The sequence below is a fragment of the Nostoc sp. FACHB-133 genome (assembly GCF_014698055.1).
GTDB lineage: Bacteria > Cyanobacteriota > Cyanobacteriia > Cyanobacteriales > Nostocaceae > Nostoc.
This window is the reverse complement of record NZ_JACJSH010000047.1, coordinates 1-15571: the sequence shown is the minus strand read 5'-3', so window position 1 is coordinate 15571 and position 15571 is coordinate 1. Positions and strand designations below refer to the sequence as shown.

Annotated in this window: 8 protein-coding genes and 2 pseudogenes; 8 read left to right on the top strand and 2 right to left on the bottom strand. The window is 40.6% G+C overall.

Annotated elements, in window-relative coordinates; translation table 11 throughout:
- Window positions 1–86: 86 nt before the first annotated feature.
- Window positions 87–879, top strand: a pseudogene (locus H6G86_RS27900) (IS5 family transposase).
- A 23-nt stretch (window positions 880–902) separates the two neighbouring features.
- Here the strand turns inward: H6G86_RS27900 and H6G86_RS27895 are convergent.
- A complete protein-coding gene (locus tag H6G86_RS27895; RefSeq protein ID WP_190937032.1) occupies window positions 903–1685 on the bottom strand; it encodes a Uma2 family endonuclease in 783 nt (260 codons plus the stop codon).
- A gap of 624 nt (window positions 1686–2309) precedes the next feature.
- On the opposite strand from H6G86_RS27895, the gene serA reads away from it, so the two are divergent.
- The 6 genes from serA to H6G86_RS27865 all read left to right on the top strand — a co-directional run bounded on the left by serA (window position 2310) and on the right by H6G86_RS27865 (window position 12746).
- Complete coding sequence (serA, locus tag H6G86_RS27890) at window positions 2310–3890, top strand: phosphoglycerate dehydrogenase (protein ID WP_190937031.1); 1581 nt, start codon at window positions 2310–2312, stop codon at window positions 3888–3890.
- A 178-nt stretch (window positions 3891–4068) separates the two neighbouring features.
- Complete coding sequence (prmA, locus tag H6G86_RS27885; RefSeq protein WP_190937030.1) at window positions 4069–4989, top strand: 50S ribosomal protein L11 methyltransferase; 921 nt, start codon at window positions 4069–4071, stop codon at window positions 4987–4989.
- A 208-nt stretch (window positions 4990–5197) separates the two neighbouring features.
- Window positions 5198–6502, top strand: a complete 1305-nt coding sequence (locus H6G86_RS27880) for a hypothetical protein (RefSeq protein ID WP_190937029.1) — start codon at window positions 5198–5200, stop codon at window positions 6500–6502.
- A gap of 701 nt (window positions 6503–7203) precedes the next feature.
- Window positions 7204–8388, top strand: coding sequence for an NAD(P)H-quinone oxidoreductase subunit H (locus H6G86_RS27875; RefSeq protein ID WP_012411270.1), 1185 nt, complete (start codon window positions 7204–7206; stop codon window positions 8386–8388).
- A 199-nt stretch (window positions 8389–8587) separates the two neighbouring features.
- Complete coding sequence (locus tag H6G86_RS27870; RefSeq protein WP_190937028.1) at window positions 8588–12064, top strand: DEAD/DEAH box helicase family protein; 3477 nt, start codon at window positions 8588–8590, stop codon at window positions 12062–12064.
- A gap of 121 nt (window positions 12065–12185) precedes the next feature.
- The gene (locus tag H6G86_RS27865; RefSeq protein ID WP_190937027.1) at window positions 12186–12746 is read left to right on the top strand and encodes a Uma2 family endonuclease; all 561 of its coding nucleotides are present in this window, start codon (window positions 12186–12188) and stop codon (window positions 12744–12746) included.
- A 58-nt stretch (window positions 12747–12804) separates the two neighbouring features.
- Here H6G86_RS27865 and H6G86_RS27860 read toward each other — a convergent pair.
- Window positions 12805–13080: pseudogene (locus H6G86_RS27860) on the bottom strand (DUF4351 domain-containing protein); the annotation flags it as partial.
- Window positions 13081–14055: 975 nt separating this feature from the next.
- Here H6G86_RS27860 and H6G86_RS27855 point away from each other — a divergent pair.
- Window positions 14056–15477 (top strand): type IIG restriction enzyme/methyltransferase, encoded by a 1422-nt coding sequence (locus tag H6G86_RS27855; RefSeq protein WP_242065007.1) that lies wholly within the window; start codon window positions 14056–14058, stop codon window positions 15475–15477.
- Window positions 15478–15571 lie beyond the last annotated feature (94 nt).

Sequence of the window (15571 nt, the reverse complement as noted above, 5' to 3'; positions counted from 1 at the left end):
ATAAAGTAAATCTAAAAGCCAGGCGAAAAGAGTTCTGAGAACGATAAAGTACTTGATATGTAGTGTATTTACATAGATAGTCGGTCATGGCGCGAAAGTCTTACCTCACAGATTTAACTGATATGGAGTGGGAAATCTTGGCTCCCTTGATTCCACCAGCTAAAGAAGGAGGGCATCCACGCACAACAGATATGCGTGAAATATGCAATGCCATCTATTATCATTTGAAAACTGGATGCCAATGGAATATGCTTCCGGGGGACTTCCCGCCAAGCTCAACGGTATACAGCTATTACCGTAAGTGGCAGCGTAAGGGAGTTTGGGAAAAATTAAACCATACACTGTGTGGTCAAGTTCGCACAAAATTAGGTAGATCAACACAACCAAGTGCGTTAGCGAAGCTCGCCGTAGGCATCGCAGTAGATAGTCAGTCGGTAAAAACGACTGAAAAAAGGGGGATGTCTACGGCTTTGATGGTGGCAAGTTAGTCAAAGGAAGAAAACGTCAAACAATCGTTGATAGCCTTGGGCTATTGCTCAAAGTGATTGTGAGCGAAGGCAATGCTCCTGAAAGAGTACTTGCAGCATATGCCTTGATGGAACTGGTGGAAGAACGCCCAGAATTATTGGAAAAAGTTGAAGTTTTATGGGTTGACTCGGGGTATGACGGCGATAAGTTTGCGCTAGCTGTTTGGTTGATGATTCAAGCTCATGTTGAAGTCATACGCCGTACTGATAAAGAATTTGAAGTTTTACCCAAGCGTTGGGTAGTAGAAAGAACATTTGTCTCAGTAAGGATTATGAACGTCTTCCTGAAATGAGTGAAGCGGCCATATATGCTGTTATGACTCGTATTATGCTACGTCGTCTAGTCGTCTAAAGATTTACTTTATAAATGGTCTCTTAACCCAGATTATCTGGATCGATTCCTAGCGCTCTTAATTGTTCTGTCAATTGTTGCACCCGTTGTTCTGCTTGTTGAGCGCGTTGAGCTTCTTGTTGAGCGCGTTGTGATTCTTGTTGAGCGCGTTGTGATTCTTGTTGGGCGCGTTGAGCTTCTTGTTGGGCGCGTTGAGCTTCTTGTTTTACTTGTTCTGCGGGCGTGAGATATCGTTGTCCTTGCTCATCATACCAATACATCCATTCCCGCGTTACGCCACAATAATTTCCTCTTTCGCAACCAATTCCTAAACCAATTTCTGGTAGCCAAACAGGGTTTCCCTCTTGCAATTCATACTTACCATTCACTAACTTATGTACTTCCAGATGAGGTTTGCGGCGGCGACGGGAGGAATAAATCACATAGTAAAGTACGCCCAAAGCCTCATATTCATCCAATTTAGTCGTGTATTCCTTGCGATAATTTTGGGAAACTACTTCTAGCACGAAAATCGGTACGACATTTTCATCCCACAGCACATAACTGGGACGCAACTCTTCATCATAAAACCGCTCTACCCCTAAGCTCAAAAACCCATCTGGCACAATGGGCGGTTTATCGGGGTGATAATAAATACCCATATCTATGGCAAATAGCCAGTCCATACGTTCTGCCCAAAGTATCAGCAGGATCGCCTTCAGCAAACCTGGTATCAATTCTTGCAGTTCATTATCCACAGGAGTTTCGTCAGAGTCTGGTAGTTCCTCGGCTGAGGGCAAGTGCCTTGGCAAGTTGTAGTTTAACATCGCTGGTTTCCCCAAAAATCAAAGGATATTTGGCTCCGTTTGGCTCATCAGAATTATAGCGATTTCTTCACTAGCAATATCTACAAAAGGGCTGTTTGGTAACGCACGTAGATTAATGATTAGGATTTACGTCTACCTACCTATTGCGATCCGATAATCTTGATAATGTAAATATTTTATTTTGACTAAGTGATACCACATGTGGTATTGATAAATAACTAAGATTCTACAGATAAAATAGTTACTAGCTCATTTGTTAGTTGTGCAGAGCATTGCCTCAGCTAAAGTTGCAGCCCAGTCAAGAATCTAAGCGTTTCTACCCCACAAAGGAAATTGCTTAAGGCAATAAAATTTTGGTAACTCTTAACTATTAATAAATATATAGGTGCTTAGTGCTATTAATGCTTTATATTTAGCGACAGGGTGGTGCAAACAGCCACTCATCTTTAAATACTTAGGAGGCAGTACCCACCGGGAGCAACTCACGCTTCGATACCATCAGCACGTAGCGTAAGTAAAGGTGAAGTTGATATTAAAACGAATAATTTTTGCTGAATTGCGACAGATAAAGACTAAACTAAAAAGTCTTGTGCAGCAAAACCTGTAGCTTTAAATGAAGTAATCATGTCTAAGGTTCTTGTCTCAGATTCTATTGACCAAGCTGGAATTGACATTCTTTCGCAAGTTGCTACTGTTGATGTCAAAATAGGTCTAAAACCAGCCCAACTGCTCGAAATTATTGGTGAATATGACGCACTGATGATTCGTTCTAGTACGCGCGTCACTCAAGAAATCATTGAAGCTGGCACTCAGCTAAAAATCATCGGTCGTGCTGGCGTAGGTGTGGATAATGTGGATGTTCCCGCAGCCACACGCCGGGGAATTGTGGTAGTCAATTCTCCAGAGGGAAACACAATTGCCGCCGCCGAACACGCGCTAGCAATGATTTTGGCTTTGTCTCGCCACATTCCCGATGCTAATGCCTCGGTGAAACGCGGTGCGTGGGATCGCAATAGCTTTGTTGGCGCGGAAGTCTACAAAAAAACTCTCGGTGTTGTCGGTTTGGGTAAAATTGGCTCCCATGTTGCGGCTGTAGCTAAGACAATGGGGATGAAACTCCTAGCTTATGACCCTTTTATTTCTACAGAACGAGCCGAACAGCTTGGCTGCCAGTTGGTGGAGCTAGATTTACTTTTCCAGCAAGCAGACTATATCACTCTACACATCCCGAAAACCCCAGAAACTACCCACTTAATCAATGCCACAACTTTGGCAAAGATGAAACCTACAGCCAGGATTGTCAACTGCGCTCGTGGTGGGATCATTGATGAAGTTGCTTTAGCAGCAGCTCTGAAAGCAGGTAAAATTGGTGGTGCCGCCTTGGATGTGTTCGAGTCAGAACCACTGGGTGAATCGGAATTGCGATCGCTAGGCAAAGAAGTTATCCTCACTCCCCACTTAGGAGCCTCTACTGCAGAAGCTCAAGTAAATGTGGCTATTGATGTTGCCGAACAAATTCGAGATGTACTTTTAGGACTACCAGCGCGTTCAGCCGTCAACATTCCTGGACTCGGCCCCGATGTGTTGGAAGAACTCAAACCCTATATGCAGTTAGCAGAAACTCTAGGTAATCTAGTAGGACAGCTAGCTGGCGGACGCGTGGAAGTACTCAATATTCGACTACAAGGGGAACTTGCAACCAATAAAAGTCAGCCTTTGGTAGTAGCTGCCCTCAAAGGATTACTTTACCAAGCTCTGCGGGAACGGGTAAATTACGTCAATGCCAGCATAGAAGCCAAAGAACGCGGAATTCGGGTAATTGAAACCCGCGATGCTTCTATTAGAGACTATGCCGGAACGCTTCATCTAGAAGCTACGGGTACTTTGGGTACTCATTCTGTCACCGGCGCTTTGTTGGGTGAGCGGGAAATCCACCTAACTGATGTTGACGGTTTCCCCATTAACGTCCCACCCAGCAAATATATGCTGTTTACCCTGCACCGCGATATGCCGGGGATTATCGGCAAACTTGGTTCCTTACTCGGCAGTTTTAATGTGAATATTGCCAGTATGCAAGTAGGCCGTAAAATCGTCCGTGGTGATGCGGTAATGGCTCTGAGTATAGATGACCCTTTACCTGAAGGCATTTTGGATGAGATTATAAAAGTTCCTGGTATTCGGGACGCGTATACAGTAACACTATGATTGCTGAGTGCTGAGTAATGTTAGCTGTAGCGGGGCGTTTAGCCCGTGCTGAGTGAAGAAAAGTTAGGAGTGAATAGTCAGGAGTGAGAAGTTAAAAACCAGAACTCCTAATTCCTAACTAATAACTCATAACTCTCTCAAACTCAGCACTCAGCACTCAGCACTCAGCACTCAATAAATGGCAAACACCTGGTGGGAATTACAGATTTTATGTGAGCCAGACCTAGAAGATTCGATCTTTTGGCGACTGGAAGATTTTGGCTGTCGGGGAACAGCTAGTGAAAACAAAGGAAATTCATCTTTAGTTAGGGCTTATTTATCGACAATTCAAACACAGCTACTAGATTTGGCAGCGCTGTCACTTTGGCTGCGTCAAGATGCCCTTTGTGTAGGAATTTCATCTCCCTCACTGCAATGGCAGTTAATTGATGAGGAAGATTGGGCAACTAGCTGGAAACAATATTGGCATCCGCAAGAAATCGGCGATCGCTTCCTAATTAATCCTGCGTGGCTACCATTACCAGAAACAACAGAACGGTTGGTAATTCGTCTTGACCCTGGTGTAGCATTTGGTACGGGCAACCATGCCACCACTCAGTTATGTTTGGAATCCCTAGAAATGCGGCTGAGTGGAGTTCCTCAGTCATTTGTGGGTAATAGTGGCAAACATGAACATCTGGTAATTGCAGATATTGGCTGTGGTTCTGGTATCCTTTCCATTGGGGCGCTGCTACTGGGAGCCAAAAAAGTCTATGCAGTAGATAATGACCCTTTAGCGGTGCAATCAACTATCAGTAATGGTGTCTTGAATGACATTGGCTCAGAACGTTTACTACCAGCACTGGGAAGTGTAGATGTTTTGACAAAACTGCTTGAGAAACCAGTGGACGGTATAGTTTGCAATATTTTGGCTCATGTAATTATTGAGTTGATTCCAGAAATGAGTGCGATCGCTAAACCTGAAACTTGGGCGATCTTCAGTGGTATTTTACTAGAACAATCTAAAGCTGTTGCTGACGCTTTAGAACAAAATGGTTGGGTCGTTGCTACCCTGTGGAAACGAAAAGAATGGTGTTGCTTGAATGTACGGCGTTCTTAACCGACGCAAAACTGGGCAATACCCTACGGGAAGCGACTTTGCGTCTACATGAATTGCCCATAGCTGAAGGTTTCAGCTATGGTTTGCGTCAGTCTTCTAGAAAAAATGGATGATACGTTTTAACAGTATTCGACTTAAGTATAAGTAATCAAGCAATCTGAAGTGACATAATATATAGATTAACCACTATTGACTTTTAAAACCAGCGATGAAAGAACGGCTACAAATCCACAAAAAAGCTGACTCATTCGCTTCTAAGTCAGAACAAGGTCAGTTGCCATCTCACCTTTTAACTACTCACTCTCAACTTGGCTCTAACAAGCCCATAGTACAGGCAAAAGTAGAGAATCAGAAATTTCAAGAGTATCAGTTCGAGGCAACAAAACTCCAAATCCAAGCCAAGCATGGCACAATCACGCCAGACGGACAGGAACGACTCACTGTATTACAGGCAAAGATGAATGAGTCGTTGCAGCAAGGAAAGGAACACTCTTTTCAGTTTGGTCATAACATTGACAAAATGGCGATCAAACGTGCTGGTACTGTGTCACTGGCACAAATGCAACCCCTTCAGGAACCACTAATACAGCCAAAACTCACTGTTGGCCAACCAGGAGATCAGTATGAGCAAGAAGCTGATAGAGTAGCTACTTCTGTTGTCAGCCAAATTAATCAAGCTACTTTACAAAACCAAGAAGGACAGCAGACGACCTTACCAGGTAGCAGAAACATCCAAGCAAGCTCTGAAGAAATATTAGCAGCAAATAACTCAGCAGATAAAAAACAAAAATTTTTACAAGATTACTCTCTAGCCAAAACACTAGTAAATGGCATAGACGACACATTACCAGAAGATAAAATACTGGAACAACTATTCAAAAACTTTGGCAATATCCAATTTCAACACACAATGGTGAGCAAGAGTCAAGAAACTCTCTTGAAAGGCTCTCCCGAAGGAGATTGTCAGACATTAGCTCGTGCGTTTAAAAAAGTTGCAGAAGAATATTTCGGCATTGAGAAAATAACAGTTGAAAGCATTGCCAAACCTTTTTTGAGTGAAGCTGGAGTTACACCATATCAAGGCAAAAAGCCTAATTGTGATGATGGTAAGCGGTGGTTTTTCCAAAACCATTATTGGGCTAGTTGGAACGGAAAGGTTTACGACGTTTTATTCCTCAGCCATAAGCGAACTGAAGCAGATATGGCAAAACAGGTGCAGCCACTTACATCTATGTTGATGCCTGAACAAGAGTACTATGAAACAGAAAAAGGAAAAGTTGTATATCCAATTGTTAATAAGTACTCAACTGTAGAAATTAGTATATTTGAGAAACTGAAAAACTTTGTGAATAATCTTGGTAGATTTTTCTCTGACAATATGAGTGCGATAATAAATAAAATTCAGTCTTTATTGTCTAAAGGTGGAAACAACGCTAGTGGTTTTGATTCTTTAATGAGAGAACTAGAAAATGACAAAACCAGTACTGTGGTCTCAAATAATCAAAATCAATAATTATAGACCTTGATGAGATCGTTAATGAATGCGATCGCATTTTTACTTGGTACAAGATTAATCCAATCGCGATCGCTTTGCAGACAAAGGCAAATCAGTTATTTTGGTTAGCGATCTATGCGATCGCAGTAATTAAACTCACGTTATATTCACAAGGGTAAAGGGAAACGATAAAAGAAAAACTTTTACCCTTTAATCCTATAAAATTTTACATACTTCAGTTTAATCGTACTTAATTACTTGGATAATCCTGACTTGCCTACAACTGTTGCCTTTTCGGACGATCAACTGCAATGCTTGTTTACGTAGGCGTAGCCTGTCGTAGACATCGCACCAACATGCCTGAAGTACGGAATACGGCGCTTCGCGCCTGTTCCTCAAGGGTTTTCAGGCTGCCTTACTTATAAAAAAATCCGATGTCTTAATTAAGTGCAGATCAAGCTTCCATATAATAGTTGAAGAAGTGCAACAAAATTAAACATCAAGTAAAGTCCCTCCTCTGTCACTCCCTCTCCAACATACCCCTGTATGGGCAATACATTATAAACGCCTTAAGGCAGTTTTCTTAAAAGTATTGCTCCTGCAAGCTTAACTTTGGCTTGGCAGACTAGATAAATCGGGTCTGGTTGGCATCTACGCGGTTCAATTCAAAATTTTGCCTTTGGCACGCTACACGAACACAACAGGAGAACACGAAATCTATGACCAGACTAGAAACCCGCACTGAACCAATGGTGCTAAACATGGGGCCACACCACCCCTCAATGCACGGGGTTCTGCGGCTAATCATGACTCTGGATGGCGAGGATGTCGTTGACTGTGAACCGGTCATCGGCTACCTGCACCGGGGAATGGAAAAAATTGCTGAGAACCGCACTAATGTTATGTACGTCCCTTACGTTAGTCGCTGGGACTACGCTGCGGGAATGTTCAACGAAGCCGTCACTGTTAACGCCCCAGAAAAGCTTGCAGGTGTCGCTGTCCCCAAACGCGCTAGCTACATTCGCGTCATTATGCTGGAGTTGAACCGCATCGCTAACCACTTGCTATGGTTTGGCCCCTTTTTAGCTGACGTAGGCGCTCAAACTCCCTTCTTCTACCAGTTCCGCGAACGGGAGATGATTTATGATTTGTGGGAAGCTGCTACAGGTTATCGGATGGTAAATAATAACTACTTCCGCGTTGGTGGAGTAGCGGCTGATTTACCTTACGGTTGGGTAGATAAGTGTCTGGAATTTTGCGACTACTTATTACCTAAAGTTGATGAGTACGAACGTTTAGTAACAGATAACCCCATCTTCCGGCGACGTGTTGAGGGTATTGGGACTATCACCCGTGAAGAAGCAATTAACTGGGGACTTTCTGGCCCCATGTTACGCGCTTCTGGCGTGCAATGGGATTTGCGGAAAGTTGACCATTACGAATGTTACGACGATTTCGACTGGGATGTACAGTGGGAAACCGCCGGTGATTGCTTTGCCCGTTACGTGGTGCGGATGCGGGAAATGCGCGAATCTGTGAAGATTATTCGCCAAGCAATTAAAGGACTTCCTGGCGGCCCTTACGAAAATCTGGAAGCCAAGCGTTTAGCCGCAGGTAAAAAATCTGAATGGGACGCATTTGATTACCAATTCATCGGTAAAAAAGTTTCCCCCACTTTCAAGATACCCAAGGGTGAAATCTATGCCCGTGTAGAAAGTGGCAAAGGTGAGTTGGGAATTTACTTGGTTGGCGATGATAATGTCTTCCCTGCACGTTGGAAGATTCGCGCCGCAGATTTTAACAACCTTCAGATTGTTCCACATTTACTGCGCGGCATGAAGGTTGCAGATATTGTGGTGATTCTCGGTAGCGTTGACGTAATTATGGGGTCTGTGGATAGGTAGTAAATATCTATCTAAGTATTTTTTAGAGCAGTTGTATTATGCAACTGCTCTTTTTTTATAATTTTTGAAGACGCGATAAATCGCCGTCTCTACAAAGGATTGATTATTGTACAGACGGCGATTTATCGCGTCTCTAATCTGGCTGGAAAAATTTTTTACTCATATAACAGATGTACGAAATATTGATGAGTTTTAAATAATGCCCCGGATATTTGACAACATTGATTTACAGTTACTACCGATTTTACGAGAAACCCTCAAAGTCTCTTATCGCGCAGACTTTTGTGTTGGCTACTTCAACCTCAGAGGTTGGCGAAGAATTGATGATTTGATTGAACAGTATATTGGTAGTGAAAATGCTTGTTGTCGTTTGCTAATTGGGATGCAAAGCTTACCCAGTGATGAAGTTCATGCAGCATTTAGCCTTGTTAGTGGTGATGGACGAATTGACAACAGTAGCATTGTGCGGTTTAAAAAACGCATGGCGGCGGAATTTCGCCAGCAGTTGACTATCGGTGCGCCGACTAATCAAGATGAAGCGGGGTTGCGGCGGTTAAGTCATCAGCTAAAAAGTCAGAAGGTAATTATTAAACTGTTTTTGCGGCATTCTCTCCACGCCAAGTTATATCTTGTATATCGCCATGACCCTAACGCTCCAACTGTGGGATTCTTGGGTAGCAGTAATTTAACCCTTCCTGGACTGGCAAAACAAGGGGAGTTGAATGTTGATATTTTAGACCACGATGCTTGTAATAAACTGCAAAAGTGGTTTAGCGATCGCTGGCAAGATTACGGTTGTGTAGATATATCCCAAGAATTGGCGGAAATTATTGACCAGAGTTGGGCGAGAGATGAGCTAGTTTCGCCTTACTACATCTACCTCAAGATAGCTTACCACTTATCCCATGAAGCGATCGCAGGACTTTCAGAATTTCGTATCCCCCGCGAATTTAATAACTTATTTGATTTCCAAAAAGCTGCCGTACAGCTAGCAGCACGTCATGTAACTAGGCGTGGTGGCGTATTAGTGGGTGATGTGGTTGGTTTGGGCAAAACTTTAGTTGGAACCGCCTTGGCGAAGATATTACAAGAAGATTGTTATTTAGAAACGCTGATTATTTGCCCAAAAAACTTGGTTTCAATGTGGCAAGAATATAAGGATAACTATCGGTTACTTGCCGAAATTATGCCAATTAGTCAAGTACAAAATAAATTACCAACACTCCGGCGTTACCGAGTTGTGTTAATTGATGAAAGTCACAATTTACGCAACCGCGAAGGTAAACGTTATCGAACAATCATAGAATATATTGCTGCTAATGAAAGTAAATGTATTTTATTATCTGCGACTCCTTACAATAAAAGTTATCTTGACCTTTCCGCGCAACTGCGGCTATTTGTGCCAGAAGACCAAGATTTAGGATTAAGACCAGAAGCTTTAATTAATGAACTGGGTGGCAGTTCTATAGGAGAATTAGAGTTTATTAGAAAGCATCAATGTTCAGTCCGTTCTTTAGCTGCCTTTGAGAAAAGCGAACACCCTGATGACTGGCGAGAATTGATGAAGCGTTATATGGTGCGACGCACTCGCTCTTTTATTAAAGATAATTATGCCCACACAGATGAAACAGGGCGGAAATATTTAGAATTTTCTGATGGGAGACGTTCTTATTTTCCTCAGCGTCTACCTCGTAGTCTCAAGTTTCCTTTAGAAGGTTCTAACACAGACTTTTATGCGCGTCTTTACTCTGAGTTAGTAGTAGAAGTCATTAATCAACTTAACTTACCTCGTTATGGGCTAGGAAATTACGTTATTGCTAAACAAAAACAGCCACCTACAGACACTGAGCAACGCTTTATTAATAGCTTATTTCGTGGTGGTAGGAGGTTAATGGGTTTTTCACGCACTAATTTGTTTAAACGTTTGGAAAGTAGCGGCGTTGCTTTTATCCAATCAATTGAACGCCATATATTACGGAATTTTATTTATTTATATGCTCTAGAAAATGGGCTTGATATTCCTATTGGAACTCAGGAAGCTGAGTTATTAGATACAAGGAATAATGATGAAGATGCTGATTCTGTAGCAGCAGCTTTGTTTGATACTGAAACCGAAGAAGATGATTTTGACCTAACCCCCCAACCCCCTTCCCTAGTAAGCAAGGGGGAGAATTCAAAGCTTCTCTCCTTGCAGGAGAGAGGTTTGAAGAGAGGTTTTCCAGACGAGGATGAGAAGGCATCGAAAACAGAAAAAGTTTTTCGTCAAAGAGCAGAATCAATTTACCAAGAATATACAACCCGATATCAACGAAGATTTAAGTGGTTGCGTTCTACACTTTTTGATATTAAAAAACTGAAACGTGATTTGCTAGAAGATGCCAAAGCATTAATTAATATATTGCAACAGTGTGGCGAGTGGAATCCTCAAAAAGATGAAAAGCTTGCGGCTTTAATCAAACTGCTAACAAAAACTCACCCTCAAGATAAAGTACTAATTTTCACGCAATTTGCTGATACAGTCCGCTACCTTGCAGACAATTTGCAGTTGAATCATATTACTAATGTAGCTGGGGTAATAGGTCAATCTAAAGACCCGACAGTAATGACGGGAAGATTTAGCCCTGTGAGTAATGGAAAACGGGAGAAAATTTCATCATCAGATGAGTTGCGAGTTTTAATCGCCACCGATGTTTTGAGTGAAGGTCATAATTTGCAAGACTGTGCAATTATCGTCAATTGGGATTTACCTTGGGCGATTATTCGCTTAATTCAACGCGTGGGAAGAGTAGACCGCATTGGTCAAAATGCTGATAAAATTCTCTGTTATTCTTTTTTACCAGCCGAAGGAGTAGAACGGATTATTAATTTGCGGGGACGACTCCGCAAACGACTGCAAGAAAATGCGGAAGTGGTGGGAACTGATGAAGCTTTTTTTGAAGATGATGATGCACGAGTAATTCTCGACCTCTACAACGAGAAATCTGGAGTTTTAGATGGCGAAGAAGATACGGAAGTTGATTTGACATCAGAAGCATTTCAAATTTGGAAAAAAGCCACCGATAATAATCCCGGTTTGAAAAAAACGATTGAAGAAATGCAAAATGTGGTTTATTCTACCCGCGCTCATACTCCGCAACCTGTGCAACCAGAGGGAGTACTGCTTTATATGAAAACCACAGAGGGAAATGATTCTTTGATTTATGTTGACCGCGATGGAAATAGCGTTACTCAATCACAATTAGCCGTGCTTCGGGTAGCGGCGTGTGAAGAATCTACTCCAGCGATACCGAGGGATAAACAGCATCACAAGTTAGTACAAAAGGGTGCTGAATTGATTGCTGAAGAAGAGAAAAATGCTGGTGGTCAATTAGGGCGACCATCAGGTGCAAGGTTCCGCACTTATGAACGACTGAAAAGTTATGTTCAAGAAATGAAGGGAACACTATTTGTTAGTGAAGAACTTTTAAAAGCAATTGATGAGATTTACCGTTATCCTTTGCGACAGTCAGCTATTGATACTCTGAATCGTCAACTGAGAAGTGGCATTAATAATCAGGTGTTGGCTGATTTAGTTGTGTCGTTACGCATGGATGACCGTTTGTGTATTGTGACAGAAGAACTGGAGAAACGAGAACCTCAGATTATTTGTTCATTAGGATTATTTTCTAATTCGTAATTAAGGCAGAAGACGCGATAAATCGCCGTCTCTACAAAAAGCTGATTATTGTAGAGACGGCGATTTATCGCGTCTTTGTTATATTTAAAGATATAATTTAACTATTTTAGGAGTAATTTTTATGGTTATATTATCATCTAATCTTTCTTTAACAGAGTTTCTGCAATTACCAGAAACCAAACCAGCTAGTGAATATATTGATGCAAAAATCTACCAAAAACCAATGCCGCAGGGAAAACATAGCAGAATCCAAACTCGTTTATCAACCGAGATTAATCAGAAAAGCGAACCTGAGCAAAAAGCTTTAGCATTAACTGAATTACGCTGCACATTTGGAGGACGTTCTTTAGTTCCAGATATTGCTGTATTTGAGTGGTCACGGCTTATTGTTGATGAAGATGGGGAAATTGCCAATAAATTTGAAACTTATCCAGATTTGATAATTAAAATTCTCTCACCTGACCAATTTCCTAACCGTGTAATTGATAAAATTATTTTTTGTATTAATCATGGGACAAAATTAGGTTGGTTTATTGACTCTAATGATAAATCGGTGATGGTATTTCAACCTAATAAATTGCCAGAAGTAAAATATAATAATGATAAATTGGCTGTTCTTGATGAATTAGCAGATTGGCAAATTACGCCAGCAGATATATTTAGTTGGTTAAAGGTTAAATAGCAAAAAAATTGTAGGTTGGGGAGCCACTGCGTTGCGTTCCGCTCCACCCAACATACGTTTAATGCACTGTTTGATTTGCTTCCAACCAGTTAAGTAAATCCTCAATGGCTGTAAAATCCAATAAAGCCTCGCCAAGTGCTTCTAATTGCTCTAAAGAAAGAGTTTGAATGCGCCCCCGAACCTCTTCTGGTAACTCTCCCACCCGTTTTTGTAGTTGCCGTAACACGAGGGTTTGTCCTTGTTCTTGTTTTCCCCGCTCATAACCAATGCGCTCGCCTGTGGTAATGTAGCTTATAGTTTGCTCCTGCTCAAACTGCTTAAAGGATGTTTGAAAAGTCATAATTGATTGATGTCTCAAATATTTTTTACCCCACCCTAACCCTCCCCTTGCAAAGGGGAGGGAACAAGATTTTCCGGTTTCCCCCCTTTACAAGGGGGGATTAAGGGGGGTAATAATTCGATTCAAATCATTACATACCACTTTTTAAACATCCTTTAAGGTTTTTAGTAAAATCATAACCCAATCAATAAATCGATAAAAGTTACGAATATCTTTTTATTGCAATCCTAATTCATACAATCGGCGAATCAAGCTAAATTTCCAAGCTTTACTTTTACTCCTCAACCTACGCTTACACCCAATGGCAATAGACGTGATGAATCGCCGTCTCTACAATAATTAACCCTTTGTAGAGACGGCGATTTATCGCGTCTTTCTTTCTTATATTACGTAAAATACCGAAATGAGAAAGCAAACTGGGGTTTGAAAAAGTAAAAGCTCATTTTGCTTACGGAAAACACCGAAATGAGAAAGCAAACTGGGGTTTGAATAAGTAAAAGCTTCTTTTGCTTGCGGAAAACACCAAAATGAGAAAGCAAACTGGAGTTTGAATAAGTAAAAGCTTCTTTTACTTGCGGAAAACACCGAAATGAGAAAGCAAACTGGGGTTTGAATAAGTAAAAGCTTCTTTTGAGAAAGCATTTCAGTGTTTTGATAAAGTAAACAGACCTTTTTATAAAGCAATTAGGCATTTTGATAAAGTAATCAGCAAATATACTTGACAATTAAAAATTACGGTTGCACAAATAAAGCCGACGTTTAGAGAAATTGATAATTTTTACGTATAATTTCTCAGCCTAATTAAATGTAAAGGATTTATAAAGTATAAAAAGCATGGTAAAAATTTAACTCTTATAAACAGGGTTTCTTAAAGTCCGCCAGCGCAGACTTAATTTTTAAAGCCACAGATTTATTTTCTGAATGGCAAATTTACCATGCTTGGTTTTTATTTTCCAAGCATGGTAAATTATGTCGCTTAATTTTCAACGAACACGCGATTTACTCTCTAAGTTCAAATTTAGTGATTTATTTATAGAAGAATTAGGTTGGTCTAAACCCTCAAGACAAAAACCCGAAACCTTAAAGATTGATAACAAGACGTATCAATACCAGAAAATTGCTGAACTCTCAGGGGTTGCAATCTTTGAAGTCACCGCAGCAGATGGAAACATACCAGAAGCTAAAGTGAGAGTTGCTATTCATCAAGAAGTTACTAAACTTATAGCTGAAAATCTCCTAATTTTTATTACTGAAGAACGCACACGTAGTCTTTGGTATTGGGTGAAACGAGAAGGAAATAAAAGCTACGTTCGTGACCATTTATATGTGAAAGGTCAACCAGGAGACTTATTTTTAAGCAAGCTTGGTTCTTTAGTTATTGATATTACTGAATTGGAACATGGTGAACCGACGGTTGTCGAAATTGCCTATAAGTTACAACGCGGGTTTGATGTTGAACCTGTAACTAAGAAGTTTTACAAGGAATTTCAAGAGCAACATCAGAAATTTTTACTGTTTGTTAAAGGTATTGATAATGAAATAGATAGACGTTGGTATACATCGGTAATTCTGAATCGCCTGATGTTTGTTTATTTTCTCCAGCGTAAGGGTTTTATTGATAACAAAGATTTAAATTATCTGCAAAATAAGCTTGAACAAAGTAAACAAAAAGCTGAAAATCATTTTTATGGTGAATTTCTCAAGGCTTTGTTTTTTGAAAGTTTTGCAAAACCTGAGATTGAACGCGATTTATCTGTACAAGAATTGGTAGGTAAGGTTAAATACCTGAATGGTGGATTATTTCTCAAGCATCATATTGAAGATAAATATCAGATTTCTATAGTTGATGAGGCGTTTGAGCAAGTTCTAGATTTATTTGGGCGTTATTCTTGGAATCTAGATGATACGCCGGAAGGGAAAGACGATGAGATAAATCCTGATGTATTAGGATATATTTTTGAGAAATATATTAACCAAAAAGCTTTTGGAGCCTATTATACTAGACCACAAATTACAGAATATCTCTGTGATAGAACTATCCAGAAGTTAATTGTAGACCGCGTAAATGATGCGCTATCTGATAAGTATAAGCCATTTGAGGATATTAATGAACTTATTATCAAGCTGGATACAAATGTTTGTAGTCTACTAATGGATGATATTCTTCCTAATTTATCAATTCTTGACCCAGCTTGTGGTTCTGGTGCTTTTCTTGTGGCGGCGATGAAGACGCTAATCCAAGTTTACAGCGCGGTGTTTGGGACAATTAAATTGATGGATGATGGTATTCTCAAAACTAAGCTTGAAGATATAGAAAATTCCCATCCCTCACTACCTTATTTTATCAAAAAGCGAATTGTTTCTGATAACCTCTATGGTATAGATAAGTAAGCCGTGGGAAAAATTTATAAGTATGTAACAAAAAATTAAGCAGAAGAATTGGAGTTAAATCTTATACGCTGTGTACTATATTTTCCCTTCTCTG

Excerpts from the sequence above, each read along its gene's own strand:
- prmA (WP_190937030.1), top strand. The coding sequence starts at position 4,069 with ATGGCAAACACCTGGTGGGAATTACAGATTTTATGTGAGCCAGACCTA.
- H6G86_RS27870 (WP_190937028.1), top strand. The coding sequence starts at position 8,588 with ATGCCCCGGATATTTGACAACATTGATTTACAGTTACTACCGATTTTA.
- serA (WP_190937031.1), top strand. The coding sequence starts at position 2,310 with ATGTCTAAGGTTCTTGTCTCAGATTCTATTGACCAAGCTGGAATTGAC.
- H6G86_RS27865 (WP_190937027.1), top strand. The coding sequence starts at position 12,186 with ATGGTTATATTATCATCTAATCTTTCTTTAACAGAGTTTCTGCAATTA.
- H6G86_RS27895 (WP_190937032.1), bottom strand. The coding sequence starts at position 1,685 with ATGTTAAACTACAACTTGCCAAGGCACTTGCCCTCAGCCGAGGAACTA.
- H6G86_RS27875 (WP_012411270.1), top strand. The coding sequence starts at position 7,204 with ATGACCAGACTAGAAACCCGCACTGAACCAATGGTGCTAAACATGGGG.
- H6G86_RS27855 (WP_242065007.1), top strand. The coding sequence starts at position 14,056 with ATGTCGCTTAATTTTCAACGAACACGCGATTTACTCTCTAAGTTCAAA.
- H6G86_RS27880 (WP_190937029.1), top strand. The coding sequence starts at position 5,198 with ATGAAAGAACGGCTACAAATCCACAAAAAAGCTGACTCATTCGCTTCT.